This is a genomic window from Megasphaera stantonii, assembly GCF_003367905.1.
In the GTDB taxonomy this organism is placed as follows: Bacteria; Bacillota; Negativicutes; order Veillonellales; family Megasphaeraceae; genus Megasphaera; species Megasphaera stantonii.
In genome coordinates this window covers 274210-296102 of sequence record NZ_CP029462.1, presented here as the reverse complement: position 1 = coordinate 296102, position 21893 = coordinate 274210, and the positions used below count along the sequence as shown (strand labels likewise).

General features: G+C 44.8%; 34 protein-coding genes. 26 read left to right on the top strand and 8 right to left on the bottom strand.

Annotated features, from left to right (window positions below; genetic code table 11):
* The first annotated feature begins 220 nt into the window (after nt 1-220).
* The 9 genes from DKB62_RS01420 (at nt 221) to DKB62_RS01385 (ending at nt 3476) form a co-directional block, all read left to right on the top strand.
* A complete protein-coding gene (locus DKB62_RS01420; protein ID WP_107195963.1) occupies nt 221-502 on the top strand; it encodes a hypothetical protein in 282 nt (93 codons plus the stop codon).
* Between the two features lie 149 nt (nt 503-651).
* Nucleotides 652-1026 carry a hypothetical protein gene (locus DKB62_RS01415; RefSeq protein WP_107195964.1) on the top strand — a complete coding sequence of 125 codons (375 nt, stop codon included), beginning with the start codon at nt 652-654 and terminating at the stop codon, nt 1024-1026.
* Between the two features lie 95 nt (nt 1027-1121).
* The gene (locus tag DKB62_RS01410) at nt 1122-1355 is read left to right on the top strand and encodes a hypothetical protein (protein ID WP_107195965.1); all 234 of its coding nucleotides are present in this window, start codon (nt 1122-1124) and stop codon (nt 1353-1355) included.
* Entirely contained in the window at nt 1342-1545 is a 204-nt protein-coding gene (locus tag DKB62_RS01405; RefSeq protein WP_107195966.1) for a hypothetical protein, read from the top strand. Before DKB62_RS01410 ends, DKB62_RS01405 begins: the two co-directional genes overlap by 14 nt.
* Nucleotides 1542-1772, top strand: a complete 231-nt coding sequence (locus DKB62_RS12470; protein WP_157949689.1) for a hypothetical protein — start codon at nt 1542-1544, stop codon at nt 1770-1772. Before DKB62_RS01405 ends, DKB62_RS12470 begins: the two co-directional genes overlap by 4 nt.
* Nucleotides 1744-2295, top strand: coding sequence for a helix-turn-helix domain-containing protein (locus DKB62_RS01400; protein ID WP_157949690.1), 552 nt, complete (start codon nt 1744-1746; stop codon nt 2293-2295). The genes DKB62_RS12470 and DKB62_RS01400 overlap by 29 nt, the downstream gene beginning before the upstream one ends.
* Nucleotides 2292-2714 (top strand): hypothetical protein, encoded by a 423-nt coding sequence (locus tag DKB62_RS01395; RefSeq protein ID WP_107195968.1) that lies wholly within the window; start codon nt 2292-2294, stop codon nt 2712-2714. Before DKB62_RS01400 ends, DKB62_RS01395 begins: the two co-directional genes overlap by 4 nt.
* Nucleotides 2715-2794: 80 nt before the next feature.
* Nucleotides 2795-3085, top strand: a complete 291-nt coding sequence (locus tag DKB62_RS01390) for a nucleotidyltransferase family protein (RefSeq protein WP_107195969.1) — start codon at nt 2795-2797, stop codon at nt 3083-3085.
* Nucleotides 3069-3476, top strand: coding sequence for an HI0074 family nucleotidyltransferase substrate-binding subunit (locus DKB62_RS01385; protein WP_107195970.1), 408 nt, complete (start codon nt 3069-3071; stop codon nt 3474-3476). The genes DKB62_RS01390 and DKB62_RS01385 overlap by 17 nt, the downstream gene beginning before the upstream one ends.
* An 80-nt stretch (nt 3477-3556) precedes the next feature.
* On the opposite strand, the gene DKB62_RS01380 is transcribed toward DKB62_RS01385, so the two are convergent.
* Entirely contained in the window at nt 3557-4792 is a 1236-nt protein-coding gene (locus tag DKB62_RS01380; RefSeq protein ID WP_232818788.1) for a DNA polymerase Y family protein, read from the bottom strand.
* A 102-nt stretch (nt 4793-4894) separates the two neighbouring features.
* Here DKB62_RS01380 and DKB62_RS01375 point away from each other — a divergent pair, with 102 nt between their 5' ends.
* The 13 genes from DKB62_RS01375 (at nt 4895) to DKB62_RS01315 (ending at nt 12341) form a co-directional block, all read left to right on the top strand.
* Nucleotides 4895-5164, top strand: coding sequence for a hypothetical protein (locus DKB62_RS01375; protein WP_198643480.1), 270 nt, complete (start codon nt 4895-4897; stop codon nt 5162-5164).
* A 212-nt stretch (nt 5165-5376) separates the two neighbouring features.
* Nucleotides 5377-5790: a hypothetical protein gene (locus DKB62_RS01370; protein ID WP_107195972.1), complete on the top strand. Its 414-nt coding sequence runs from the start codon at nt 5377-5379 to the stop codon at nt 5788-5790.
* Nucleotides 5774-7390: a PcfJ domain-containing protein gene (locus DKB62_RS01365; RefSeq protein ID WP_107195973.1), complete on the top strand. Its 1617-nt coding sequence runs from the start codon at nt 5774-5776 to the stop codon at nt 7388-7390. Before DKB62_RS01370 ends, DKB62_RS01365 begins: the two co-directional genes overlap by 17 nt.
* A 47-nt stretch (nt 7391-7437) precedes the next feature.
* Entirely contained in the window at nt 7438-7686 is a 249-nt protein-coding gene (locus DKB62_RS01360; RefSeq protein WP_107195974.1) for a type II toxin-antitoxin system Phd/YefM family antitoxin, read from the top strand.
* Nucleotides 7687-7953, top strand: a complete 267-nt coding sequence (locus tag DKB62_RS01355; protein WP_107195975.1) for a Txe/YoeB family addiction module toxin — start codon at nt 7687-7689, stop codon at nt 7951-7953. It begins immediately after the preceding gene.
* Nucleotides 7954-8179: 226 nt separating this feature from the next.
* Nucleotides 8180-8509 carry a single-stranded DNA-binding protein gene (locus tag DKB62_RS01350; RefSeq protein WP_107195976.1) on the top strand — a complete coding sequence of 110 codons (330 nt, stop codon included), beginning with the start codon at nt 8180-8182 and terminating at the stop codon, nt 8507-8509.
* Nucleotides 8506-9018, top strand: coding sequence for a hypothetical protein (locus DKB62_RS01345; protein WP_107195977.1), 513 nt, complete (start codon nt 8506-8508; stop codon nt 9016-9018). Before DKB62_RS01350 ends, DKB62_RS01345 begins: the two co-directional genes overlap by 4 nt.
* A 236-nt stretch (nt 9019-9254) precedes the next feature.
* Complete coding sequence (gene radC, locus DKB62_RS01340; RefSeq protein ID WP_107195978.1) at nt 9255-9899, top strand: RadC family protein; 645 nt, start codon at nt 9255-9257, stop codon at nt 9897-9899.
* Nucleotides 9900-9987: 88 nt separating this feature from the next.
* A complete protein-coding gene (locus tag DKB62_RS01335; RefSeq protein ID WP_107195979.1) occupies nt 9988-10266 on the top strand; it encodes a type II toxin-antitoxin system RelB/DinJ family antitoxin in 279 nt (92 codons plus the stop codon).
* Nucleotides 10259-10537 (top strand): type II toxin-antitoxin system YafQ family toxin, encoded by a 279-nt coding sequence (locus DKB62_RS01330; RefSeq protein WP_107195980.1) that lies wholly within the window; start codon nt 10259-10261, stop codon nt 10535-10537. The genes DKB62_RS01335 and DKB62_RS01330 overlap by 8 nt, the downstream gene beginning before the upstream one ends.
* A 226-nt stretch (nt 10538-10763) precedes the next feature.
* The gene (locus DKB62_RS01325) at nt 10764-11006 is read left to right on the top strand and encodes a hypothetical protein (RefSeq protein ID WP_107195981.1); all 243 of its coding nucleotides are present in this window, start codon (nt 10764-10766) and stop codon (nt 11004-11006) included.
* Nucleotides 11007-11023: 17 nt separating this feature from the next.
* On the top strand, nt 11024-11401 hold the full coding sequence (locus DKB62_RS01320) for a DUF3846 domain-containing protein (protein ID WP_107195982.1): 378 nt from the start codon (nt 11024-11026) through the stop codon (nt 11399-11401).
* Nucleotides 11402-11453: 52 nt separating this feature from the next.
* The gene (locus tag DKB62_RS01315) at nt 11454-12341 is read left to right on the top strand and encodes an Rpn family recombination-promoting nuclease/putative transposase (protein WP_107195983.1); all 888 of its coding nucleotides are present in this window, start codon (nt 11454-11456) and stop codon (nt 12339-12341) included.
* A gap of 82 nt (nt 12342-12423) precedes the next feature.
* Here DKB62_RS01315 and DKB62_RS01310 read toward each other — a convergent pair whose 3' ends face one another.
* The 3 genes from DKB62_RS01310 to DKB62_RS01300 form a co-directional block, all read right to left on the bottom strand.
* A complete protein-coding gene (locus DKB62_RS01310; protein ID WP_107195984.1) occupies nt 12424-12642 on the bottom strand; it encodes a hypothetical protein in 219 nt (72 codons plus the stop codon).
* A 13-nt stretch (nt 12643-12655) separates the two neighbouring features.
* On the bottom strand, nt 12656-13432 hold the full coding sequence (locus tag DKB62_RS01305; protein WP_107195985.1) for a hypothetical protein: 777 nt from the start codon (nt 13430-13432) through the stop codon (nt 12656-12658).
* A gap of 100 nt (nt 13433-13532) precedes the next feature.
* Nucleotides 13533-15677 carry a DNA topoisomerase 3 gene (locus DKB62_RS01300; RefSeq protein WP_107195986.1) on the bottom strand — a complete coding sequence of 715 codons (2145 nt, stop codon included), beginning with the start codon at nt 15675-15677 and terminating at the stop codon, nt 13533-13535.
* Between the two features lie 103 nt (nt 15678-15780).
* Between DKB62_RS01300 and DKB62_RS01295 the strand changes: the two genes are divergently transcribed.
* The 4 genes from DKB62_RS01295 to DKB62_RS01280 are packed head-to-tail and all read left to right on the top strand — an operon-like array spanning nt 15781 to nt 17603.
* Nucleotides 15781-16155, top strand: a complete 375-nt coding sequence (locus DKB62_RS01295; RefSeq protein WP_107195987.1) for a helix-turn-helix domain-containing protein — start codon at nt 15781-15783, stop codon at nt 16153-16155.
* Nucleotides 16156-16169: 14 nt separating this feature from the next.
* On the top strand, nt 16170-16874 hold the full coding sequence (locus DKB62_RS01290) for a division plane positioning ATPase MipZ (RefSeq protein ID WP_107195988.1): 705 nt from the start codon (nt 16170-16172) through the stop codon (nt 16872-16874).
* 1 nt (nt 16875) lies between these two features.
* Nucleotides 16876-17115 carry a hypothetical protein gene (locus tag DKB62_RS01285; protein ID WP_107195989.1) on the top strand — a complete coding sequence of 80 codons (240 nt, stop codon included), beginning with the start codon at nt 16876-16878 and terminating at the stop codon, nt 17113-17115.
* A gap of 17 nt (nt 17116-17132) precedes the next feature.
* Nucleotides 17133-17603, top strand: coding sequence for a hypothetical protein (locus tag DKB62_RS01280; protein WP_107195990.1), 471 nt, complete (start codon nt 17133-17135; stop codon nt 17601-17603).
* A 38-nt stretch (nt 17604-17641) separates the two neighbouring features.
* Here the strand turns inward: DKB62_RS01280 and DKB62_RS01275 are convergent, their stop codons facing one another.
* From DKB62_RS01275 to trbL, 4 genes are all read right to left on the bottom strand, one after another.
* A complete protein-coding gene (locus DKB62_RS01275) occupies nt 17642-18418 on the bottom strand; it encodes a hypothetical protein (protein WP_107195991.1) in 777 nt (258 codons plus the stop codon).
* 11 nt (nt 18419-18429) lie between these two features.
* Entirely contained in the window at nt 18430-18900 is a 471-nt protein-coding gene (locus tag DKB62_RS01270; RefSeq protein ID WP_162860277.1) for a S26 family signal peptidase, read from the bottom strand.
* A 25-nt stretch (nt 18901-18925) separates the two neighbouring features.
* A complete protein-coding gene (locus tag DKB62_RS01265) occupies nt 18926-20629 on the bottom strand; it encodes a transglycosylase SLT domain-containing protein (protein ID WP_107195993.1) in 1704 nt (567 codons plus the stop codon).
* Between the two features lie 109 nt (nt 20630-20738).
* Nucleotides 20739-21884, bottom strand: coding sequence for a P-type conjugative transfer protein TrbL (gene trbL / locus DKB62_RS01260; RefSeq protein ID WP_107195994.1), 1146 nt, complete (start codon nt 21882-21884; stop codon nt 20739-20741).
* Nucleotides 21885-21893: the final 9 nt, after the last annotated feature.

The following is a 21893-nucleotide window of genomic DNA, read 5'->3' as shown; positions in this document are numbered from 1 at the left end:
GGCACGGATAAAGAAGGGAAGACGGGCTTGAGCCCTGGGACCTAATAAAAAGACCTAATGACCGCTTTTTTCGCGGTGCCAGTCTAGCATAGCGGCCGCTCCGGTCAAGGGTAAATAGTACTGCGCCCTGCGGGCTTGCCCTTGACCTGCGCTCTTTCCGCTATGCTATTGGTGGCCCAACGAAAAAAAAGACGCCGGTAGGCAAAAAGGAGAACATACTATGACGACACAATATCAAATCGGGATTTTCAAAGTAACTTTTAAAGGAGTAATTGATACGCAAGAAGAGTTGATTAAATGGTTTGACTTTGGTGATTATTTGTCTCCGTCATCTGCTGTACGAGTTGCCGAAACAATATACCGGTATTTTGATACGAGAGGGCAACAGTGTTTTGCCCGCGTATATCGGGATAAAAAAGAATTTGCGCATATAGTAGGTGACAGTACCAGTGTGATTACCCGGTATAAATCATATAACGATGTGCCGGATGTACTTCCATAAATAGAAGGTTTGGTCATGAAAGGGGGTGAGGCCTGGAAAGGAAAGATTGCGTAATCTCGTGAAAGAAGGTGATACCGGAACGAATAAGCAGTTTTATATAGCAAGTAACCGGATAATTAGTTTATTTACACAGAAAAGGAGTTTTATATATGAAAAATTACATGAAAAAAATGGTTATGACAATGGCAGTGTGTGCGATGAGCGTGACGGCATTTGCCGCGGAACCGGTATTTGACAGCCCGCAGGAAGAAGCTGCGTTTTGTGCGCAGCAGAAACAGGCCGCGGCTTGGGAAGAAGCACATGGCAATTACAATATTACTCGCGAAAATCCCGTATATTTTGTAACGGCCAATCCGTTTGACAGTCCCCGGGAAGAAGCTGCATTCTGGGCGCAGCAGAAGGAACAGGCTGCTTGGGAAGAAGCGCACGGGAATTACAATATTTCCCGTGAAAATCCGGTTTACTTTGTCATTGCGCCGGCTTTTGACAGTCCCCAGGAAGAATATGATTTTTATCATAAGTAAGGGCTTAACATGAAAGTGAAAGGGGACAATCCCTAGTGCTGATTTAAGGGATTGTCCTTTTTCTTATCTATTGTCTAATTGGAAGGAGACTTGTCATGCATAAACTGGAGAATACGCTGGACCGCATGAAAACGCTTATAGAAATACGCGAAATCCTGCGAGGCATATATATTCCTGATGAGAAGGATCACTTTGATGAAATGGAATATTATATGGAGTTGAATCAGGCCTATAGAAATTTTCGTAAGGCGTTTCAGGATCTAATTGCTGACGAATCAGCAAGGATTTGTAAGTTGGCAAAGGAGGTAAAAGGATATGAAAAAGTATAGAGATGCCCGCGGCTGGCTCTATCAGGTTATGCCCGATGGTGTAGGCGGGTACACATACAAAGGCCAATACCTGAAGCCAGGTGCAATATCATGGCACCGAATGTCGCAGCTACCATGGCGAAACACGAAAGCAGAAGCGCAGGCAGATCTGGATGCGTATGCAGAGAAGAAAGGATGGGAGGTTATATGAAAATTGGAAAAGATGAATTATATGCTGCATGCCGGCAGGTATTGATGCAGCAGCTCCCGGAAGATATTTTCATGGCAACGTGTGAGATTGCCTATCGGCAAATCACCACGACAAGATGGACGCATGGGCAGCCTGCGGCTGTCTTTATCCGGGATGGATTTCCGTGCATACGCTATGCCGACGGAATGTGGTGGCACTATGATTTGGCTAAAGAAAGATGGTTTTGACGAGGAAATAATTATGTCTGCAACATTTGGGGAGCGGCTTAAAAGGCTGCGAAAGGCATATGAGTTGACGCAGAAAGACGTAGATACGTTTTTAGTCAACCGGTCAAGGACTGCGTTGACATACTGGGAATCAGGTCAGGTTGTACCGGGGGCTAAAAATTTATCCAGTCTGGCTGATTTTTTTGGAGTTACGACGGATTGGTTGTTGGGAAGGTCCTATGTTGCATATACTGAGGACTCAGTGGTCTTGGCAGAATATAGTGCTTGGCGCCGGATTGAAGAATATATGTGTGTGCACCAATCATTTGCTGCGCTTGATCTGTATGAGGTGTATATAAGTAAATATATGGATATCCGCTGCGAATACTCTTTGGCATCGCGCGCAAATATTGCGGTGCTGCTGCAGCTTTATACGGCTAAAAACGAAGTATTACAGCAGAGAAGAGAGGCGTGGTTGGGACAGCTAGAGATAATATTTAAGACAGATGAACCTGTGTATATATTGGAGGAGATAGATAGTTGAAATGGATTACTGTATCTGATCGGACTCATGTAATACGGTCATTTGCTACTGTACAAGCAGCAGAGGTTTATATGTTCAAGCGGTCAGCCTTTCAGCCGAAATTACATCTATACCGGCGCTGGGCTGTCGTTTTCCCCAATAACCCGAAAAAAAATGTGTTCAGATCAAAGCATGTCAATGTCAATATAGTGGACGTGGTAAATGCAAGCCTGTCATTTTTTATGGAATGCGCTGGCTTCCCCTGTTGGTATAGAGTAAAAAAAATATATTTGAGTTGGAGCGGCATTACAACGGTAACGTTAAAAATTTTAGCTTATCCACAACATAGTGCTGAAAAATTTTCTGAAGAAAAGAGAGAAGTGATTTTAAAAGGAGTAACTAAGGATGAGTTGCCGACAGACGGTTTAATTGTTTTGTAAGTGCCTTAGCATACAATATTTTGATATTTCGTAGTATAATAAACTAAATAATAACATATTAATGTTGGAGGCGATTGGTAGTGAGACATAACCTCCCGGAAAGAGTGATTAGAGACATAACCGCTTTGGCGAGAAAACATGGTATTGGTAAAATTATCCTCTTTGGTTCCCGGGCCAGGGGAACGCATACCGAGCGAAGTGATATTGATATTGCCGTATACGGCGGCGATTTTGATTCGTTCTATTGGGATATACAAGAACGTGTTCATACCTTGCTGACTTTTGATATCATAGACGGGAATAAAATTACGGCAGAATTAAAGAATGAAATTGAGAGGGATGGAGTGGTGTTGTATGAAAAAGCTGGATAATTTTTCCAGTTGCTTAGATATATTGCGACATGCTGATTTTACGCTGGCCGATAACGACGACATATATCGCACGGGGGTTGTGGGGCAGTTTAATCTGACGTTTGAGCTCGCTTGGAAAGCACTGCAAGAAGTGATGAAACTGCATGGCGTGGCAGGAGCAGAGAGTGGATCGCCCAGAGAGATTTTACAGCTTGCCTATAAAATTGGTTTTCTGCATGATGCTGCAGTATGGCTGCTGATGCTAAAAAAGCGAAATATAGCTGTACATATATACAATGAAGATGAAATTGACGAAATGATCCTGCTGATTCGGGATAGCTTTATTCCGGCTTTCTCGGCATTACAAAAGACTTTACAGGAGAAATTGGATAAGGTAGAATGCGATTGGTAATTGAAAAAAGAAACAATCCCTCTGTGGTTTACATACTGCGGAGGGATTATTTTTTATAGAATGCCGGTAATTATATATCTTTATATATACAGCATACCTGGCAAAATTACTTCGTCCCGGCCGTCATCCGGCATTTTCAGATCTCCCATGAGACAGGCTGGGACGATAGCACGTTTGCCGAAACGGCGCCGGATTGTTTCAATGGCTGCCTCGGCTTTCTCTTGTTTATCGACGTTTTCAAAATCTGTGAATAAATCCAGCTGCTGCGGCGTCGTATCCGGTATGAGATTGATGGCCCGGATCGTGACGGCGCGGATCGGCGCGGACCAAGGATATTTTTCCACGAGGAGCTTTTTTCCTGCCTGGGCAAGGTACTTCGGGCTTTGTGTGGGAAAGGGCAGGTGTTCCTGATATTGCCTGGTCAGCAGGGATTTTTCGCGCAGGGAGATTTGTACTCCTGTTGCCATGACATGCTGCAGACGCAGCTTATGTCCGACATCTTGAGATAATGCCAGCATGACCTTCCAGACGTCTTCGTCCGTATGAAGATCCTCTGTACAGGTAATGCCACGGCCTATTGATTTTATCGGCGCAATGTAGTGTTTGTGCTTTACCCTGGCATTATCTATCCCGTTCGCAAACTCCCATAGCTTGATGCCGTTGATGCCCAGCAAATCTTTAAGCATATCCGGCCGGGCATGGGCTAATTGCCCTATCGTAGATATGCCTGCGTAATTGCGCAGTTTAGCGGCGGTTGCCGGTCCGACGTATAGCAAATTCGATACGGGCAGAGGATAGACTATTTTCGGGATAACATCTGGCGGAAGCTCTGTAATGGCGTCCGGTTTTTTCATATCGCTTCCAAGTTTTGCAAATATTTTAGTAAAAGATATGCCAATAGATACTGTAAGGCCCAGTTCGGATTTGACGGTTTGACGGATTTCTTCGGCTATTTCTCGGCCTGATCCATAGATCCGGCTATGCGTAACGTCAAGCCAACATTCGTCCATTCCATAGGGTTCAACGAGATCGGTATAGCGTTCATAAATCTGGCGAGTAAGATGGCTGTATTTGAGGTATTCATCATAATGCGGAGGCACCATAATTAGGTCAGGACAAAGGCATTTAGCTTCGATGTTCGTCATGGCTGTTTTGATGCCAGCCTCTTTTGCCAGTTGTGATTTAGCTAGGATAATGCCGTGCCTGGTTTCTGTGGCGCCGCAGACGGCGACGGGTTTATGTTTCAGCTCTGGATGCTGCATGATTTCAACAGACGCATAAAAGCTATTTAAATCTGCATGCAGAATAGTTTTCATAATATACCTCGAATCTTTACAAATTGGAACAGATGTTCTATACTGTTGTTATAAGTATAAAACATCTGTTTGAGTTAGTAAAGAGTGGAAGAGGGGATATAAATGACAAAATCTGCAAAGGTATATGTTCAGGTAGCTGTGGATATGGATGAGCGCGGTAAGATGATGCCGCGGGAGATTGCATGGGAGGACGGCTCAAAATTTGCCATTGACAGAGTTTTAGGCGTAGTGCCGGCAGCAGCTCAAAAAGCAGGGGGGCAAGGAGACCGGTATACAATACGCATAAAAGACCGAATTACGTCGCTGTTTTTTGAAAGGAGCACTAATTTATCCGGGCCAGTGATTGGTCGTTGGTTCGTGGAGAGAAAATAGAGTAATCAAGGCACTGTGAACAATCTTCATAGTGCCTTTTATATATGGAAAAGCCCTAATACCCAGGCCTAAACTGCGTGCTTTCGCAGCGAAAGTATGGCACAGCAACAGCGGGAAAACAAGGGTAAATGGTACGGCTCTGCCGCCCTTGCTTTCCCGCTGCCGCTGTACCGGATCAATGGCAGCGAAAGCAATGCAAAGGAGGCTTAGCTATGGGACTTGTAAAACAAGATTTATCGACAGTACAGGCGATGGAAACCGCGTTTTCGATGCAGTTAGAGTTTATCAATGTAATTAATAATCTTATTGCATATGATAAAGACCATGCAGAAACGCCGGAGAAGACAAAGTATTTACAGGCGTTTTGCGATACACAAGAGCGAGCGTTAGATGAAGCCTTGCGGCTGTTAGACAAGCACAGGGAGGCTTTGTTAGCGGATGAAGCGTCTCGGAAACAGGAAGAAGAACAGAAGCGCAAAGCGGAGCAAGCGAAAATCAAGGCGGAAAATAAGAAGAAAGCTGAAACCAAAGCCATTGCACAAGATTTGAAGAAAGCGAAAGAAGATGCAGACAGCCTGTTTGCCGATGTAGATATGGACGGTGATTCAGATGAGAAAAATTGCTGAATGTTGCATCGGCGCACGGGTGCCAGGCTATCAGCGATACGGGACGCCGACAGTATTTGTCGCTGAAAAAGCGAGTGGATATAGCGGTATCTATTATGCGTACTGCGATATATGCGGCGGTATGTTTAAGTTTAATCGGTGGTATCGCAGAATATCACTTATTTGCCCGTGTTGTGGCAGGAAGCATACGGGCATAGGACGTGAAATCATGTTCACGACCGATGACAGAAGTATTTTGCCGTATCGACTATACATGACGGTCATTGAGTTTAAAGATAAAATAGAAGTACGGCTTACATATGATGGCATGCGCTTTGATTGTGAAAAAGAAAAAATCGAATGGTATAAGAATGTCAAAGAAGTGTTTGCGCTTAATATCAAGGACGAAAGAGCAGATTGGAAACAAATCGTTGAGGGTCTTGTTGTTGGCGAAACGGCGATAGGATATTACACCGATGTGAAAGAAATGTGGCAGAAAACCGCATTGTCTTTCTTTCACTACCGCCGCATTATAAAAAGCGGAAATCTGACTATATTACTGCGAAAATTACGTGCTTGCATAAATCAGCATATGGTTAACAAAGGGTACAGCAGAAAAGCGTTTTATTTACAAGGAAATGAATCATGTCGGCTGTATGGAAGCGTCTTGGCTATTGCCAGAAAAGTGCGGTTCTGGGATGCACCAGTGATGCCATATAATGGGATAGGGAGATTGTCTTTTAAAGAATGGAAAGAATATCGGTTAAAAGAACAGCATTTGCCTGAGAACTGGGAAATCCATGTGGAGAAGATAATGAAAAAGGAAGGGATGTCATATCAGCAAGCTGTATTACAGGTTTTGGGATTGCCCAATACGTCGTTTGTTCGCCGTAATCTCACTTATGAAAACATATTTGCGTTTATGCATGCCTATTCCCTTCCTACTCTTGCTATGGCAAATGAGGCCAGCAAAACTTTTATTTCCATGGAACCCCCTGTGGATAGAAGAAATATATACTGGAATATAGATACATATAAACAAAAAGTCATGCAGATATGTAAGTTTATCCGTACCTTTTATGCACAGTACATGTCGGTCATGACATGGAAACATATAGCAGGTAAGATTGATTTGTATATAGATACCTTGCGGTTATGGGAGTGTGCAGATAAAATTACAAAAAGAGAGTTTTGCAAAGCAGATGTGCCGCTGTCTCATTTGCATGATTGGCTTTCCGTTGCCGTAGCGAGACAGGATGACCGGGAAGTTATATTTTGTATATCGGAAAAGCTGAAACAATCTTTGCGGAAGAATATTAACGGCTATAATTTTAAGTGCATTGAACGAAAGTCAGAACTAAAAAAGGCAGCAATAGAGTTAAAAAATTGTTCTGTCGGATATTCCCGGAGAATCGGAAGTCATGTGCAGATTGTCGTGGTCGTAAATAAAGAAGGAAAGTTAACTGCTATGTTGGAAGTGAGAGAACATACTATCTGCCAAGCTAAATTATTTGCAAACGATGAAGTATACAAAAATGTATCTGTAAATAAAGCATGTATTGCATATGCTCGAAGTGCGGGATTGACATGCAATACGTGCGACATTGAAGCTATGGATTGACAGAGTAAAATATGTACGTTATTATGTACATATAAGGAGTGATAAATATGTTACATACCAATGCTACTTCTTTCAGAAAAAATTTATTTTCCTTACTGGAAAATGCGGTTAAATATAATGAATGCATCAATATCAATACAAAGATAGGCAATGCCGTTGTTATTAGTGAAGACGAATATAATAGTATGGTGGAAACGTTAAAGATTCTTTCGAATCCAGCAATGAAAGAAAAGGTGATGAAGGGCAAAGATACGCCGTTGTCTGAATGTATAGACGAAAGCGAGGTACAATGGTAGGTGTACACGATTAAGTATACAAAAGCGGCGGTCAAAGATATTCCTAAATTAAAGGCGGCTCATCTGGACAGCAAAGCCAAACTACTAATTGACTTAATTCGAGAAAACCCGTATCAAACCCCGCCTTCTTACGAAAAACTGATAGGAAATTTGCAAGGATTATTTTCACGAAGAATTAATTTGCAACACCGCTTGGTGTATGAAGTTTATGAGAATGAGAAAGTAATTAAAATTATTAGCATGTGGACACATTATGAACGGATTTAAAGATGATTGCCATATAGGCGGCTTTTTACAGGCCGCCTTTTTTGACTCGAAAACAGTCCTAATACATAGACACAAATAAAGCGCCTTCGCGATTGGATCATAATACATCCAGCGGCAAGTGCAAGGATAAACTGTACGGCAAAGCCGTCCTTGCACTTGCCGCTGGATGTATTTTTTTTGGTCCAACGAAGGCAATGCCTGGGTATATATTAAAGGAGCTGATAGTATGAATCATATTGAAGTTTTGGGGAATCTAACTAAAGAAGTCGATGTACGCATTACGGCAAAACAAAAGACCATGGCGATGTTTACGATTGCCGAAAATTATTATGATTTTTTTTCAAAGGAAAGAAAAACGCAGTACTTCAGAATAGTGGCATACGGGAAAAAGGCGGAGATTATTGCTGACCATTTCGGGAAAGGTAGCCGAATCAATGTAAAAGGCAACATGGAGCATGTAAAGTTTACTGGCGATGACGGCAAGGATAAGTCATACTGGCGTATTTTGTTAAATGATTTTGATTTTTGTGAAAAGAAAGGAAAGGGACAGGCATGACGGAAAAAGAACAAATTCTGCAAAATATGATTGATTTTTATGAAGATATATTGCCTGTATATGACAAAATAGCGGAAGCTATCAAAGCTTTTAATGGTAAAGTCTGCAATAAAAAATTTTTTGAGGCTATATGCTCGATAAACGCATATACGAGGAAAAATCGAAAAGTCTTCATACAATATGACAAGACAACCTATGCTATTATCGTTGCTGAAAGCATATATCTTCATCATGCTAAATACTTAAGTTCATCCGCTGACCCTGAGAGGGATAACTTGCTGATACGAAAGGAAAAATCATTCCGTATTGTAAGCGACGGGTGGATTCAAATGATACAGAAACGTAAAAATAATTTGCAGGAGGAAATTGAAAGGCTGAAATATGATTTGCTAAACGTAGAAGAAAAAACTCAAAAAGTACGGCAAATGAGAGCGGAAATTGAAAGAATGATTTACGGCTTTTCGGATACGACAAGGTCTATTTACTGGGAAGACCTCATGAGGGACTAACCATATTCGGCACGAAATATGCTTTTTAAGCACGTTTCGTGCCGAATCAGCATAAAACAGCCCTAATACATAGAATTAATTTGCAGGCCTTCCATTGGCAGGGTAACGCCGCTCTTCCTGCTGGGCAAGGCTAAATATACGGCGTTGCCGGCCTTGCCCAGCAGAAAAAGCGGCGTTTAGAAAAAAGCGCGAAGGCACATGCCAGAACATAAATCCATGAAGGGAGAAGATGGCCAATGAAAGTACGGGAAAGAATGGCGCTGTATGGAGCGGAAACGTTAAGCAATAGGGAACTTCTTTCTGTATTGTTAGGCGGAGTCAATACTAATCAAGTGGCGCAAAATGTAATGGACAGCTTGCCGCATAAAAATATATACGATTTGAGTGAAATGGATGTACTGGATTTGAACAAGATTGACGGTATTGGCAAGCGCAATGCCGAAATATTATACGCTGCCGTAGAACTGGGAAGGAGACTGCACAAGGAACGGGTAAAATTATATGCCCCGGACTTTAGTACGCCCCGTGCAGTAGCAGATTATGTCATGGAAGACATGCGGTGTTTGACACAAGAAGAATTTAGAGCAGCCCTGCTGACTTGTAAAAATCAACTGATTACGGTCAAGACACTGACTAAGGGGACAATTAATGCGAGTTTAGCAAAGTCCCGCGAAGTATTTAAAATGGCCTTACAGTACAATGCCGCTGCGGTTATCTTAGTACACAATCACCCGAGTGGCGATCCGGCGCCTAGCCGTGACGATATTAGCGTAACGCAAAAAATTTTCCAAGCTGGCCAAGTCATGGAAATACCTGTTTTAGATCATATTATTATTGGTGACGGTACCTTTACAAGTTTATGTGAGTTAGGATACATATAATATATAAAGCTATAATACGTCTATAGTACATATTTTATATGTACTATAGACGTATTATATGATATAATATCCACAAGAGGTGATATATATGGCAACTGTAAGCGCAACAATTAAAATTGATGAATCCTTAAAAAAAGACTCCCAAAAACTGTTTGCTGCCATGGGTCTTACGTTATCTTCTGCTATAACAATTTTCTTATCGCAAGCTGTTCGGGAACAGGGATTACCGTTTAAACCTACCTTGCGGACTAATTCACATCCATTGTCAGATGAGTTATTGAGCATTATAAAAGAAGCGCATGAGGGGATAAATATGTCAAACTCATTTGATACTGTAGATGAGCTGATGAGGGATTTGGATGCTTAAGCTTAGATACCACACGAAATTTAAGAAGGATTATAAAAGGGCTATAAAGAGGGGATTAAATAAGGATTTACTGATGGAGGTCATTACCAAGTTACAGAACGAAGAACCCCTGCCTGCGAAGAATCATGACCATGAGCTGATTCATTATATGGGTAAGGATTCTGTTAGAGAATGTCATATACAGCCAGATTGGCTGTTGATTTATGCGATTCAAAAAGATGAATTAATTCTTGATTTATTGCGAACTGGAAGCCATAGTGATGTATTCTGAAAATGCTCCATACATAGTCGTGGAGCATTTTTTTTGTGAAAAAATCGCCAAAACAGTCATAATAAAAAGACATAAATAAAGTGCCTTCGCGGCTAGATCATAATACATTCTTCCGACGATACAAGGATAAACGGTGCGGCTGCGCCGTCCTTGCATCGGCGGAAGAATGTATTTTTTTTATGCCACCGAAGGCAATGCCTTAGAATATGACAAGGAGATGGTCTCTATGAAACGTATTTATGATTACACAAACAATAACGGCTATGAGGTTGCGGCGTTGCTTCACTCCATAGATTTAGAACGGAAGGAACTGCGGCAGGCTATGCGAAAACGACGGCATAAAAAAATGATGGAGAGAATCAGACGGCAGGATAAGAACATATTAAAAGCTATCCTGATTATCAACGGGGGATTTTTGCTATACTGCATTGCAAAGGTGACGTATAAAGCGTTGACCATGGGATTGTAGTGATTGGGGGCATATGTATGGGAAAAATTAAAGTAGTTATCAAAAAAATTGGTAGAAATCCAATCGTTACGATTATAGAAGATGATTTGAAGACGGCTCAGCGGATTGTAAAAGGAAGGATTGAAATCGTATCCGTCGCCAATGGCATTGACATGATTGTCAATGAAGAAGGAAAGCTAAATGGAAGTGAGCCTAATTTCTATATCGCACAAAACGGCTATACCGATTTGATTTTTGGCGACGTGTTATTTACGGGAGTTGATTATGAGGAAGGGACGCAGATAAGCCTTACTGACGGGCAGATACAATATGTATTGGATTGGCTTAATAACTGCAGAAAGCCAAAAGGGGACGAACAAGGAGAAGAATTTATACGGTATTATATAGATATTTGATGGTCTTTTGTAGAGAAAGCGTGGTACAATACATATAGGGAGGTAAGATGACATGAAGTTAAACCGGCTGAACGACGTATTCTTTAAATATTTATTGGGCGACGTGAAACGAAAGACGCTTACTCTCAGCTTTATCAACAGTATTTTGAATCGAACCGAAGATAATGTATTTACGGATTTAGATTTTCTGGATAAAGAATTAACCCCGATTGAGCAGGATGGAAAAGTTTCTGTTCTGGATATACGGGCAAGGATGAATGACGGCACGCAGGTTAATATTGAAGTGCAGGTATGCAAAGACCCGGATATGGCGAGACGTTCGTTGTATTACTGGTCAAAAATGTACAGTGGAGAACTGCATGAAGGCGAGCCATATAATAAACTGATGCAGGCGATTTCCATTAACCTGATGGATTTCAATGCGTTTCCTGAATATACGTCCTGCCATCATTCCTATCATATTTGCAATGACGAGACGAATGACCGACTATTGGATGACTTGGAAATGCATTTTATCGAATTGGAGAAAATCCGCATTGGCGATATACGGAACCTGAAGAAATCGGAACAGTGGATTGCCTATTTTTCTAACCAATGCAGCGATGAGGAACGGGAGGTGTTGGCGATGAGCGAACCAGCTATTAAAGAAGCGATGAAAAGCGAGATGTATTTTACGCAAGACGAAAAATTGCGCAGAAAGTATGAAATACAGGAAAAAGCCCGTCGGGATTACATTTCCATGATGGAGAATATCAGGGTTGCACAGGAAGAAGCTCGAATCGCCCAAGAAAAACTCCGTAAAGAACAAGAAAAAGCTCGAATTGCGCAGGAGGAAATCGTATTAGGATTATTGCGAGAAGGTCTGCCCTATGATATGATTGCACGGATTACAAAATTATCCATGGAAAAGATACAAGAAATTGCTGAAACGCAAGTATAAAAGAAAAAGGACTCCCGCAAAACTAAGCGGAAGTCCTTTTCTTTGCGCGCAAAACAGCCATAATAAACATGCCATAATACCGCTATGCTTCGGGAACTATTTCGGGATCTTTTGGCAGATTGGCAAGCCAGCATGTTTCACACTGATAGCCGGCTTCAAAGCGGCAGTAGTCTGTCAAGCCAATGTAAGATGGGCAACAGCGCGATTGGGTAATCATCTGCCAGATTTCGGGCATTGCGGTTTTAATTTGCTGTAAATGCTCTATGCGGAGCTTGTAGTCTTCCGGAGTGAGCGTTTCCAATACATAGCACCTCCTATTTTAGTAACACATACAAAGCTATGGTCTGTGCAATCAGTATGCCGGCAATAGCATAGTAATTGGTTGCTTTCGGTGGTTTTAACACCTTGGTTTCAATGAGTTTGCCTAATTTTATCATCAGATTTTGGTAGTTGGCAGCGTGCTTTTGGATCATGCCGGTATAGGCTTTTTCGGCCTGTATCGGCATAGCAGCCATCATTTCCGTATACCGTTTATTGGTGTGTTCCAACCAATGAGCCGTCCTGCTCATTTCTGTCATGATTTTTTCGTAAGCCTGCCGGTTGGTTGTCATGGCCTGGGTTTCTGCTGACAGGGTATGCAGCGTTTCGGCGAGGATTGCGTCTGTCTCGTTTAAAGTCGTTGTAAATGCTTGATACGCTGTCAGGCTATCCTGTAAATTTGCACACAGTTTTTCCAGTTGTTGTATAGAGTCCAGTAACTGCGGGCTGTCCCATGGCAATTTTTCAGGTGCAGCCTGATGTTCAGCTTCTCCTATAAGAGGATCTGGAAGCTTTTGTTCCTCTGGCTGCCGTTGTTCCCGGAATATGTCATTGTATAGTGTATCGTCTGGAGTATCTTCCGGAGGGAAAGTGGGGGAGGGTGAGCGGATAGGATGAGCCGGCAAGTTTGTAGCGTCCGGTACTGTCTCCGTTTGGCTATCCTCATCTTCAGGTACGTTGGGCAGCATGTCGTTGTCGTGTTGTTTATCGAATGCAGAAACAGCTGGATCTTCGTCTTCCCTGTTTTCTGTGTATCCTGTGGATTCGTTCATGACGGATGTCCTTTCTTTTATTTTATATGCTAATTTATGCCATATCGTGCTTATTTGTGACAGATAGGCACGATATGGCATGATTTAATATATTTTTTAGTTATTTAGCTGATTTTTTCTTTTTAGTGAAATCCGGTTTACCGTTAGCATCGTTATATGTGCTATTGCAGACCCTGCATTTCCAAAAATGCCCGTACTTCCCTTTCCAGCGGGACAGAGGGGCATTGTCGTGAGGGCAGAAGGCCAGGACTGGCTCGCCGTCATGGTCTTCGTAAAAGACGGTCTGCTTGGTGACCGGCGATATGCAGTCTTTATTGCTGCATATCCAGAAGTGCATGGTATGCTTGGCGGAATATTTGCGAAGGAGCTGCCCGGTTTTGCAAATGGGGCAGGCAAAGATTTTTTTGCCTGGCGGCGCCGGGTATACCACCGTTTCAGCGTGCGTGACGTTTCGGTTTACCAGGTCGATGACTGTTGTAATATAGGCGTCTCGGGATATCTTGCCGGATGCGATATTTGACAGCTCGTACTCCATGACTGCTGTGGTGTCCGGATAGGTAAGGCTCTGGTCGATCGTATCGATGAGCGCGCAGCCAATAGGCGTCGGGATTAATTCTGTAGATTTTCCCTTTTTGGTGATGTACGGTTCTAATTTATGGCCTTTTCCATTTGTAGCTTCTAACTTGGCAATGATTTGATCGCGGGTTGCCGGTGTGCCGATGCCTTTCACTTCTTTGAGTTTTTCTCGGTTTGGGTTATCCGATGCGATGAACCGCCAGATGTTGGTCATCGCTGCAAGAAGCGTGCCTTCCGTGAACCGTTTTGGAGGCGTTGTCTTTTTTTGCGCGATGGCATAGTCCGCAGTTACTTCATCACCTGGTTTGAGTGTTGGCAGGACAGCATTGTCTTCTGGCTTTTCCTTTTCTCCGTATATTTGCATAAATCCCAATGTAATGGGCAGTGTGCCGGAACCCTTAAACAAGCAGTCGGCAGCTTTTATCGTAAATGAGACCTTTTTGAACCGGTAGGGATCATAAAATTGGTAGCAGTAATATTCGGCGATCAGCTGATAAATTTTAAGTTCTTTGTCATTCAAATCCTGCGGTTCAACGCCTGTCGGTATGATAGCATGGTGAGCCGTGACTTTAGCGTCATTAAAAGCTTTGGAAGTAATGGCTGGATTGGCGGTGATGGCTGCCGGCAAGCCGTAGTTCTGCAGCATGACCAAGATGCGCTGGGCATCATCTTTTTGCGATGATGGGATGTAGTTGCAGTCCGACCGGGGATAGGTAACGTATTTTTTTTCATAAAGGGCTTGGACTGTTGCCAGGGTTTCTCCCGGTGACAGACCCAATTTTTTATTTGCCAGGACCTGCAGCGTGTCGAGCGAATGAGGGAGTGGCGGCTGCTTTGTCCCTTCTTTTTCTTCTACCGTTTCTACCGTTGCATTTGCCTGGCTGACTTTTTCCTTGACTGCTTTTAAGACATGTTCGTCGAGAACACGGTTTTCTTCGTCTATAGGCAAGTCCTCATCTGGTACGAGTTTTGCTTTGAATGGGATATTGTCTTTTGCAAATGTGCCTAGCAGCTCGTAATATGTTTTGCTCTTGAATGCATTGATTTCCCGTTCCCGGCGAACGACAAGAGCCAGTGTTGGGATCTGTACCCGCCCGATTCGCCAGACCGTATCATAACCATATTTTCGTGCATTGGTCGTATAGGCGCGGGTCAGGTTCATGCCGACCAGCCAGTCTGCTTGCTGGCGGGCTAGAGCCGATTCATATAGTGGCTCATATTTTTTATTGTCTTCCATGGAAGCGAAGGCCCGCTGCATGCTGACGTCGTCTTTTGCGTTGATTAACAGGCGTTTAACCGGGCCTTTGTAGCTACAATATCTCAGGACCTCATCGACTAGGAGCTGTCCTTCCCGGTCTGGGTCGCCGGCGTGGATCACGATGTCCGCTTTTTTGAGATACGATGCGATGGCAGTAAGGAGTTCCTTTTCGTTGGCCATCGGGACAATCCCCCATTGTGGCGGAAAGATTTGGTATTCTGACCAGGACTTGTAAGCTGTATCGTATTCTTCTGGCTCTTTAGGACGCAAGATGTGGCCGTGGCACCAGCAGATAACCGTGTCGCCGTTTGTAATATCATACTTGTTTTTTTGATACGTGGCGTCGGGCCAAATATGGGCTGCGATAGCTCGGGCAATATCTGGTTTTTCTGCAATATATACTGTGTACATTTTTATAAAACCCCCTTTTCTTTATAGATGCTTTGTGATAAAATATAGGTAAAAATATTACAAATAGTATAAAATCAACATTGAATTTAACACAGGTGGAATTATGGATAGTGACAAGAAACGGGAATTGATGCTGACATCAACAGAAACAGAAATCGGCAAGCGGTTTAAAGCGGTTCGGTTAAGTTATGGGGACGACCAGATCACGTTTGCCGAGAAATTAGGAATCAGTCAATCCTATTTATCTGCCATTGAGCGGGGAACTCGGCAGCCATCGGTCCGAGTAATGAAGACCTTAGCGGATATGGGATTTTCCATCGACTGGATTTATAGCGGCAAGTCTTCAGATAATCTGAAGTCATTGAAAAAGCGGCAGGCGGACCTGGCGTTTATAAGAGACAAATTGGATGCCATGACAGATGATGAAGTGAGCTTCATCCGTGGCTGGCTGGAAGCATTTGATAGTACTCATAAATAAGTGAGGGATGGAATATGATACTAACCGTAGCACATCAAAAAGGCGGTACTGGCAAATCCACGCTCGCGACAAATCTTGCGGTCGAGCTGGGCGCGGAGCTGCTGGATTTAGATAAGCAGCATTCAAGCATTATTTTTAACTGCAAGCGGATACGGGAAGGATTGCCGGCGATATCGTGTTATTCTATAGCAGAAAGCCAGTGCCAGTTTGACTATCAGCAACCAGTACCGGAAGCGCATTTGCCGGAATTGTTTGCCTGGTTCAAACAAAAACCGGGACATCTGGTTGTGGATGTGGGCGGTTTTGACAGCCCGCTGAACCGAAAAGCCCTGTTTTTTGCGGACTACATATTGACGCCATGCGCGCCGTCGGCTGTGGAAATCTACGGGCTGCAGATGTTTGAAGAAATTCTTGAAAAAGCAGAGGAAATCGCGGATCTGCATCTTGTCAGTCATGTTGTGATTAATAATGCCGATACGCGGAGCACGAAACGGATAGGGGATATGCAGGCGTATATCCATGGCAAACCTAACCATTTTAAACTGTGTCAGACGATTATTGGCAGCCGGATTGCATTTAAGACAGCGTATGAACAAGGCCGATCGGTGAGTGAACTCCTGGAAGAAAGCAAGAGCGCTAAACTAAAACGGAAATATCAGCGCAGCGCAGAAGAAATCAACTCATTAGTACATGAAATAACATCGGATTGGGAGGGATAATATGTTTGAAGACTTGCCGAAGAGAAAGAAGATTACTGATTTTTTTGCCGATGGCGATCCTGTGCATGGGTCAACGGCCAAGACGGAGCATATGGGGAAAGAAGAGTCCCGGAAACAAAAGTATCGGGTAGTGACCTATTTAAATAAGGAACAGTATGATAAATTTATGTCATATTGTGACAAAGAAGGGATTTCCTCAGCCGAGGCTGTCCGGCTGGCCGTGCGCAGGTTGATTTCTTAGTTAGAGAGGTGGAGAAAATGAAAAAAAGAAGCGTATTAGTGGGATTGCTTGTATTGTGTATGCTGATTCTGGGCGGATGTGGGGAAAAAGAGAAATTCGATAAAGCCCATGCCGAAGTCATGCAGCTCATGAAGCAGGCGGTAGCTGTAAAAGCAGAAAACGTTAAGGTCCGGACGAATAAGGACTTTACGTACAATGCCGAAGACCTGCAGAAGCAGGATGAGGCTATTTCAGCGGCAGAGCAGAAGAATCAAGAAATTATGGATCAAGTTAACGCCAAGCTGAAGGAAATGGAAGAATACGCCGAAAGCGATTCGTCCTTGGCGCCGCAGCTGGAATCTATCAAGACGGCTGTGGAACAGCGGGAAAAGCAGTGGCAGCAGGGAATCGCGGAACGGAAATCCATTGCCAACATGCTGAAACAGGCTGTACCGGCTGGGCCGCCGTCGAATCCCTGGAAGGATGTATCTAAGTTCAAAGATCAATAATAGGCAATCGTCCATGCGCCGTGCATGGACGATTTTTTTTATGTTCCCGTGTCCCGGGTAGACAGGAATCCGAAATTATCTGTCTGGGGCGCATGGTCCTCGTCGTAGTCTGACGGGTTATAGGGATCATACAGATAAAATTGCCCCAGCTTGGTTTCTTCCTGCTGCCGTCTCATTTCTGCGTACTGCGCTTCGTCTGCTTCGATCTGGTTGATAAGTGCGGCGCCGGCGGCACGGGCTTCGTCTGTTTCATGCAGGGATTGGAGCGCTGCCATGGCGGCTGTTTTTTGCCTAGTTCCGACGATGCCGTCTGTATCGGCGGCGGCAATGTTTGCTATGGCTTCTTCCCGGTCCTGGGCCTGCTGTAATGTGCGTTGATACACTGTTAGGGCTTCTTTGTTTGCAAGCTGCTGCTCGTTGAGCAGGCTCTGCTGGTATTCCCGTATATGGGTTGGCTGATAGGTTTCATTAGCCGTGGGGCGTTTTCGCAGGATACTGTCGTCAAGAGACAGGTTTTGCTTAAGGACTAAGCTGGCTCCGGAGAGCTGCGTCTGCATGGCTTGCACAGCTTCGTTTACTTTTTGATTGAGTTCCGGCAGGCCTGAATACAGGATCAGCATATCCTTGTACTTATCCAGTTGGTTCTGATATTCCTGGGCCCGTTGGGCTGTTTCTTTCACGCTGTCCGCCAGCCTCTTTACGTCGATGACATGGTCGCCTGGACGGAGGATACGCCTCGCATCGGCAGATACCAGGCCGGCTGATAAGGTAATGATGAGGGTTGCGCTGAGCAGGACTGCAAGTTTGCGTTTCATGACATCACTTCCTAAAAATATGAATGGATTGCATCGTAATTGACGAGCAACACGACTTTCTTTTTTATATTAGCCTGGGGAATTGGCCCGAAATATCTCGAATCCAGTGAAATGACCGGGTCGTTGAGAAATAAGATAGTGCCTTCCGGAACGGCATAACTGCCCGCAGGCTGCGTCGGCAGGTACGGCAGGTGATACACGGGATAGACGCGGCCATTTACGGCCAGGCGGCTGGCTGTCATTTCATACGTATCGCCTGGAAAGGCAGCCGCTTTTTTTAGCAGCAAATCGCCTTGCTGTATATGGATATCCGGTATCGATGCCGGCGACGCGACGATAGCATAATCGCCGTAGCTTAACTGGCCGGGTACGGCAAGGTAGATGCCGCGCGGCGCCGATGCCGTCCTGTTAGTATAAAAGATAGGACCAAAAAAGGTATTGGCCGCTAGCATGGCTGCCGTCGCCACAAAGACGGCAGCCACACAAATTTGAGCTTTAGAAAGGTGTTTAAGAACGTGGTAATTCAATTGGTCCTCCCAAGTGCTGCATAATAGATCGCGGCACTTTCCATGTCAAAAAGATTAATCCGAAAATAGCCAGGCATAACCGGATATATTTAGTAAGCTGGTCTGCCGTGATTGGGCTGTGTGAGACATAGGTACCATTCAGATTGGATTTTACGTGGTTGATATAGTCCGTAGCCCAGTCTGGAAGAGGGCTTCCCGGTGAAATGGCTCCGGGACCGCCGTTGTAAGCCGCCAGAACTAGATCCCAATCGCCAAACATGTCATAGAGCTGCTTGACGTACTTTGCAGAAGCTTCTAAGTTTTGTTCTGGGTCAAAGGGATCGCTGCAGCCGAGTTCTGCCGCCGTGTCCGGCATGAGCTGTCCTAAGCCTTGGGCGCCGACCAGGCTGACGGCCTGCGGGTTCCAGCTGCTTTCCGTTTGGATAATGGCCTCAAACAGATTTTTCGGGATACCATACTTATCTGCCTTTTCGTCGGCCATGGCGACGAGATCTGCCGGGCCGATCGTCTGGCCGGTACCGCTGGTTACGCCCTGCGTTGTCGTTGCCTGGAAAATTTCCTGGGGTTGCGCGTCTTTAATGCATGTCACACAAAAGCCAATCATGATAGACAGCAACAGTAGTTTGAGGCCGCAGGAAATCATATGGCCAACGCTGCCTTCGGGCAAGAACTGGGTCATGCGCCAGGCTGCAAATGGGACGGTGACTGTGCAGAGAGAGGCTGAGACGTAAAACTCGATATAGACCATGGTGACGTACAGGGCGAGAAAGATAAACGCGCCCATCACTAAAAACGTAAAGACGTACAAAGTCAGAACAGTAGAAATATTATTGACAAATTCATAGGTCGTGAAGCTTGCCGCTTTGTTGAGGCCCGGCGCTATCATGCGGATGCCGTGCTGCAGGAGAAGCTGGGGCTGCGACATATTGGCCGAGATTTCATCGAGGCCGCCGTTATATGTGCCGGCGACGGATGTAATAAAATTCAAGACGATATTGTCCGTAAACTGCTGCCAGCATAAGAGGATACCCATTAGGCCGGCATATTTCATGATTTTAGTAATAAGCTGCTGGCGGGAAATGACCATACCGCCGATGAGAATAGGCAGCGCCAAGTCAATGATGCAAAGAGCTGCCAGGTAGGCGAAGATGGACTGCTGCAGGTAGGTAAACGCTTTATTGGCAGCCGTGGAAAAATCTTTGATGACTTTGTTAAAGTCGTTGCCGATTTCATACATCCCTTCGACGCCCCAGGGGACGCCTTTATCGTCTTTTCCGTACAGGCCGCCGGAAAAATCCCCGTCGCCGCCAACGTAGCCGTCGAGGCTTACACCTAATGCTTGCAGATATGGCGTTGGATCTACCATACCGTTATTATAGCCAAAGGGATGATATTCAAAGTGTATATGCGCGCCGCTGGAATAGCCATATGGGCCGTCGTAGGCGCCGCCTACGTAGCCGATGATGTCGCCGGCCTTAACTTCGCCGCGGGCGCAGTTTTCCGATTCAAAGGCGCAGTCCCCGAACAGCCATGCATCGCCGTTTTTACTGGTAACTAATACCCAGTACACATAATCGCTGCCGGGAGCCCCTTCGGCATAACCGTCAAAGGGAGCTCGTATGGGCGTTCCTTCGGGGATACCGACGTCGAGGCCATGATGGCTATAGCTACCGCGGTCTTCCATCCAAGGGCCGGTAACGGTTCCGGAGCTGACGGGCGGGTAAGCAAAAGCTGCGGACCAACATATAGTAAATATAAAAAGCAAACCGAGGATACGTTTCACATACAACACCTCAGTTCTGGTCCTTGTAATCGTTGCGGTTCGACTGCTTATCCTCTTTATATTTGCCCGTTTTCCAGTTTACCCAGTCTTCAGAGCGATACAAGGAATTGTTGGCGCCGCGGAGGATGGATTTGCCGACCATAGAGTTTGCCATATTTTGCCGGAACAATTCGCGCATGTATTCCATGCCTACGGACCGGCCTTTGGGCTCGATTTGCGTACCGCCGACTGTACCAGGGATGACGCCTGCCCGTATCCGGGCCGTGTTTAAGGTAGCCCGATGGTTGCCGTAAGCGCTGAATGCTTTGCTGGCAGCGCTGCGGGGCATGCCGGCGGCTTGCTGGCTGTACTGCTTTAAGGCAGCTGGCGAAACGTCCAGGGCCGGCGTGCCCTGGATCATCATGGCAGCAAGATTGGGGATTTTCCATGTCAGGAACCCGAGAACAACATAGCCGACGGCCTGTTTTAACATGTCCGCAAAGGTTACGGCATCTTCCGGGATGGCTTCTACAGTACCGGCCATAGACTGGATGAGGCCGATCATAAAGTACATGACCATCAGCTTGACACCAAAGGCAAAGACGGCAGATATGCAGCGCTGACAGAGAAAATTGGTGTATCTGACAGCACCGAAGGGGAGTAGAATAACAGCTAGGCTGGCGAATACGTTAAATTCTATCTTTGTAATGAGAATTTGAACTGCCATGAAGAAAAAACTGACAAGAACAAGGCCGATCGTAATCAGGTACATGAGAGCTTTACCAAAGTTAAACATGCCAACGCTGGACAAGCCGTCCATGAGATTTGAAACTACTTTGAAGCCGTTATCAATGATATTGGAAGGCTGTATAACGGAATCGGTAGGTATATTGGCGGCAGTGAGGCCGGCATATTGGAAAGAGGCCATAATCGCGTAGTTGATTTCGGCCCAGTTCATGATGATAAATAAAAATGCGCCAAGCTTCATAATTTTGCTGACCATTTGGCTCATGCGAAGTTCGCCTTCGTATAAGGTCCAAGTCGTGCACAGGTCAATAATCGCCAATACGCCGACCAAGTATTTGGCATGGGGCTGAAGGTTTAACATGCCCGTCACACTGGCTCGCTCGAAAAAGACGAGAATATCGTTGAATATTGTGGTATTTGAAAAGTCCATTGTGCCACC

Bases quoted from the DNA above. Each gene is read 5' to 3' on its own strand.
- DKB62_RS01275 (WP_107195991.1), bottom strand. From the start codon at position 18,418: ATGAAACGCAAACTTGCAGTCCTGCTCAGCGCAACCCTCATCATTACC.
- radC (WP_107195978.1), top strand. From the start codon at position 9,255: ATGAAAGTACGGGAAAGAATGGCGCTGTATGGAGCGGAAACGTTAAGC.
- DKB62_RS01385 (WP_107195970.1), top strand. From the start codon at position 3,069: ATGAAAAAGCTGGATAATTTTTCCAGTTGCTTAGATATATTGCGACAT.
- DKB62_RS01350 (WP_107195976.1), top strand. From the start codon at position 8,180: ATGAATCATATTGAAGTTTTGGGGAATCTAACTAAAGAAGTCGATGTA.
- trbL (WP_107195994.1), bottom strand. From the start codon at position 21,884: ATGGACTTTTCAAATACCACAATATTCAACGATATTCTCGTCTTTTTC.
- DKB62_RS01375 (WP_198643480.1), top strand. From the start codon at position 4,895: ATGACAAAATCTGCAAAGGTATATGTTCAGGTAGCTGTGGATATGGAT.
- DKB62_RS01325 (WP_107195981.1), top strand. From the start codon at position 10,764: ATGAAACGTATTTATGATTACACAAACAATAACGGCTATGAGGTTGCG.
- DKB62_RS01315 (WP_107195983.1), top strand. From the start codon at position 11,454: ATGAAGTTAAACCGGCTGAACGACGTATTCTTTAAATATTTATTGGGC.
- DKB62_RS01280 (WP_107195990.1), top strand. From the start codon at position 17,133: ATGAAAAAAAGAAGCGTATTAGTGGGATTGCTTGTATTGTGTATGCTG.
- DKB62_RS01295 (WP_107195987.1), top strand. From the start codon at position 15,781: ATGGATAGTGACAAGAAACGGGAATTGATGCTGACATCAACAGAAACA.
- DKB62_RS01265 (WP_107195993.1), bottom strand. From the start codon at position 20,629: ATGGAAGACCGCGGTAGCTATAGCCATCATGGCCTCGACGTCGGTATC.
- DKB62_RS01335 (WP_107195979.1), top strand. From the start codon at position 9,988: ATGGCAACTGTAAGCGCAACAATTAAAATTGATGAATCCTTAAAAAAA.
- DKB62_RS01380 (WP_232818788.1), bottom strand. From the start codon at position 4,792: ATGAAAACTATTCTGCATGCAGATTTAAATAGCTTTTATGCGTCTGTT.
- DKB62_RS01360 (WP_107195974.1), top strand. From the start codon at position 7,438: ATGTTACATACCAATGCTACTTCTTTCAGAAAAAATTTATTTTCCTTA.
- DKB62_RS01305 (WP_107195985.1), bottom strand. From the start codon at position 13,432: ATGAACGAATCCACAGGATACACAGAAAACAGGGAAGACGAAGATCCA.
- DKB62_RS01370 (WP_107195972.1), top strand. From the start codon at position 5,377: ATGGGACTTGTAAAACAAGATTTATCGACAGTACAGGCGATGGAAACC.
- DKB62_RS01415 (WP_107195964.1), top strand. From the start codon at position 652: ATGAAAAATTACATGAAAAAAATGGTTATGACAATGGCAGTGTGTGCG.
- DKB62_RS01320 (WP_107195982.1), top strand. From the start codon at position 11,024: ATGGGAAAAATTAAAGTAGTTATCAAAAAAATTGGTAGAAATCCAATC.
- DKB62_RS01400 (WP_157949690.1), top strand. From the start codon at position 1,744: ATGATTTGGCTAAAGAAAGATGGTTTTGACGAGGAAATAATTATGTCT.
- DKB62_RS01300 (WP_107195986.1), bottom strand. From the start codon at position 15,677: ATGTACACAGTATATATTGCAGAAAAACCAGATATTGCCCGAGCTATC.
- DKB62_RS01345 (WP_107195977.1), top strand. From the start codon at position 8,506: ATGACGGAAAAAGAACAAATTCTGCAAAATATGATTGATTTTTATGAA.
- DKB62_RS01330 (WP_107195980.1), top strand. From the start codon at position 10,259: ATGCTTAAGCTTAGATACCACACGAAATTTAAGAAGGATTATAAAAGG.
- DKB62_RS01365 (WP_107195973.1), top strand. From the start codon at position 5,774: ATGAGAAAAATTGCTGAATGTTGCATCGGCGCACGGGTGCCAGGCTAT.
- DKB62_RS01285 (WP_107195989.1), top strand. From the start codon at position 16,876: ATGTTTGAAGACTTGCCGAAGAGAAAGAAGATTACTGATTTTTTTGCC.
- DKB62_RS01290 (WP_107195988.1), top strand. From the start codon at position 16,170: ATGATACTAACCGTAGCACATCAAAAAGGCGGTACTGGCAAATCCACG.
- DKB62_RS12470 (WP_157949689.1), top strand. From the start codon at position 1,542: ATGAAAATTGGAAAAGATGAATTATATGCTGCATGCCGGCAGGTATTG.
- DKB62_RS01410 (WP_107195965.1), top strand. From the start codon at position 1,122: ATGCATAAACTGGAGAATACGCTGGACCGCATGAAAACGCTTATAGAA.
- DKB62_RS01405 (WP_107195966.1), top strand. From the start codon at position 1,342: ATGAAAAAGTATAGAGATGCCCGCGGCTGGCTCTATCAGGTTATGCCC.
- DKB62_RS01420 (WP_107195963.1), top strand. From the start codon at position 221: ATGACGACACAATATCAAATCGGGATTTTCAAAGTAACTTTTAAAGGA.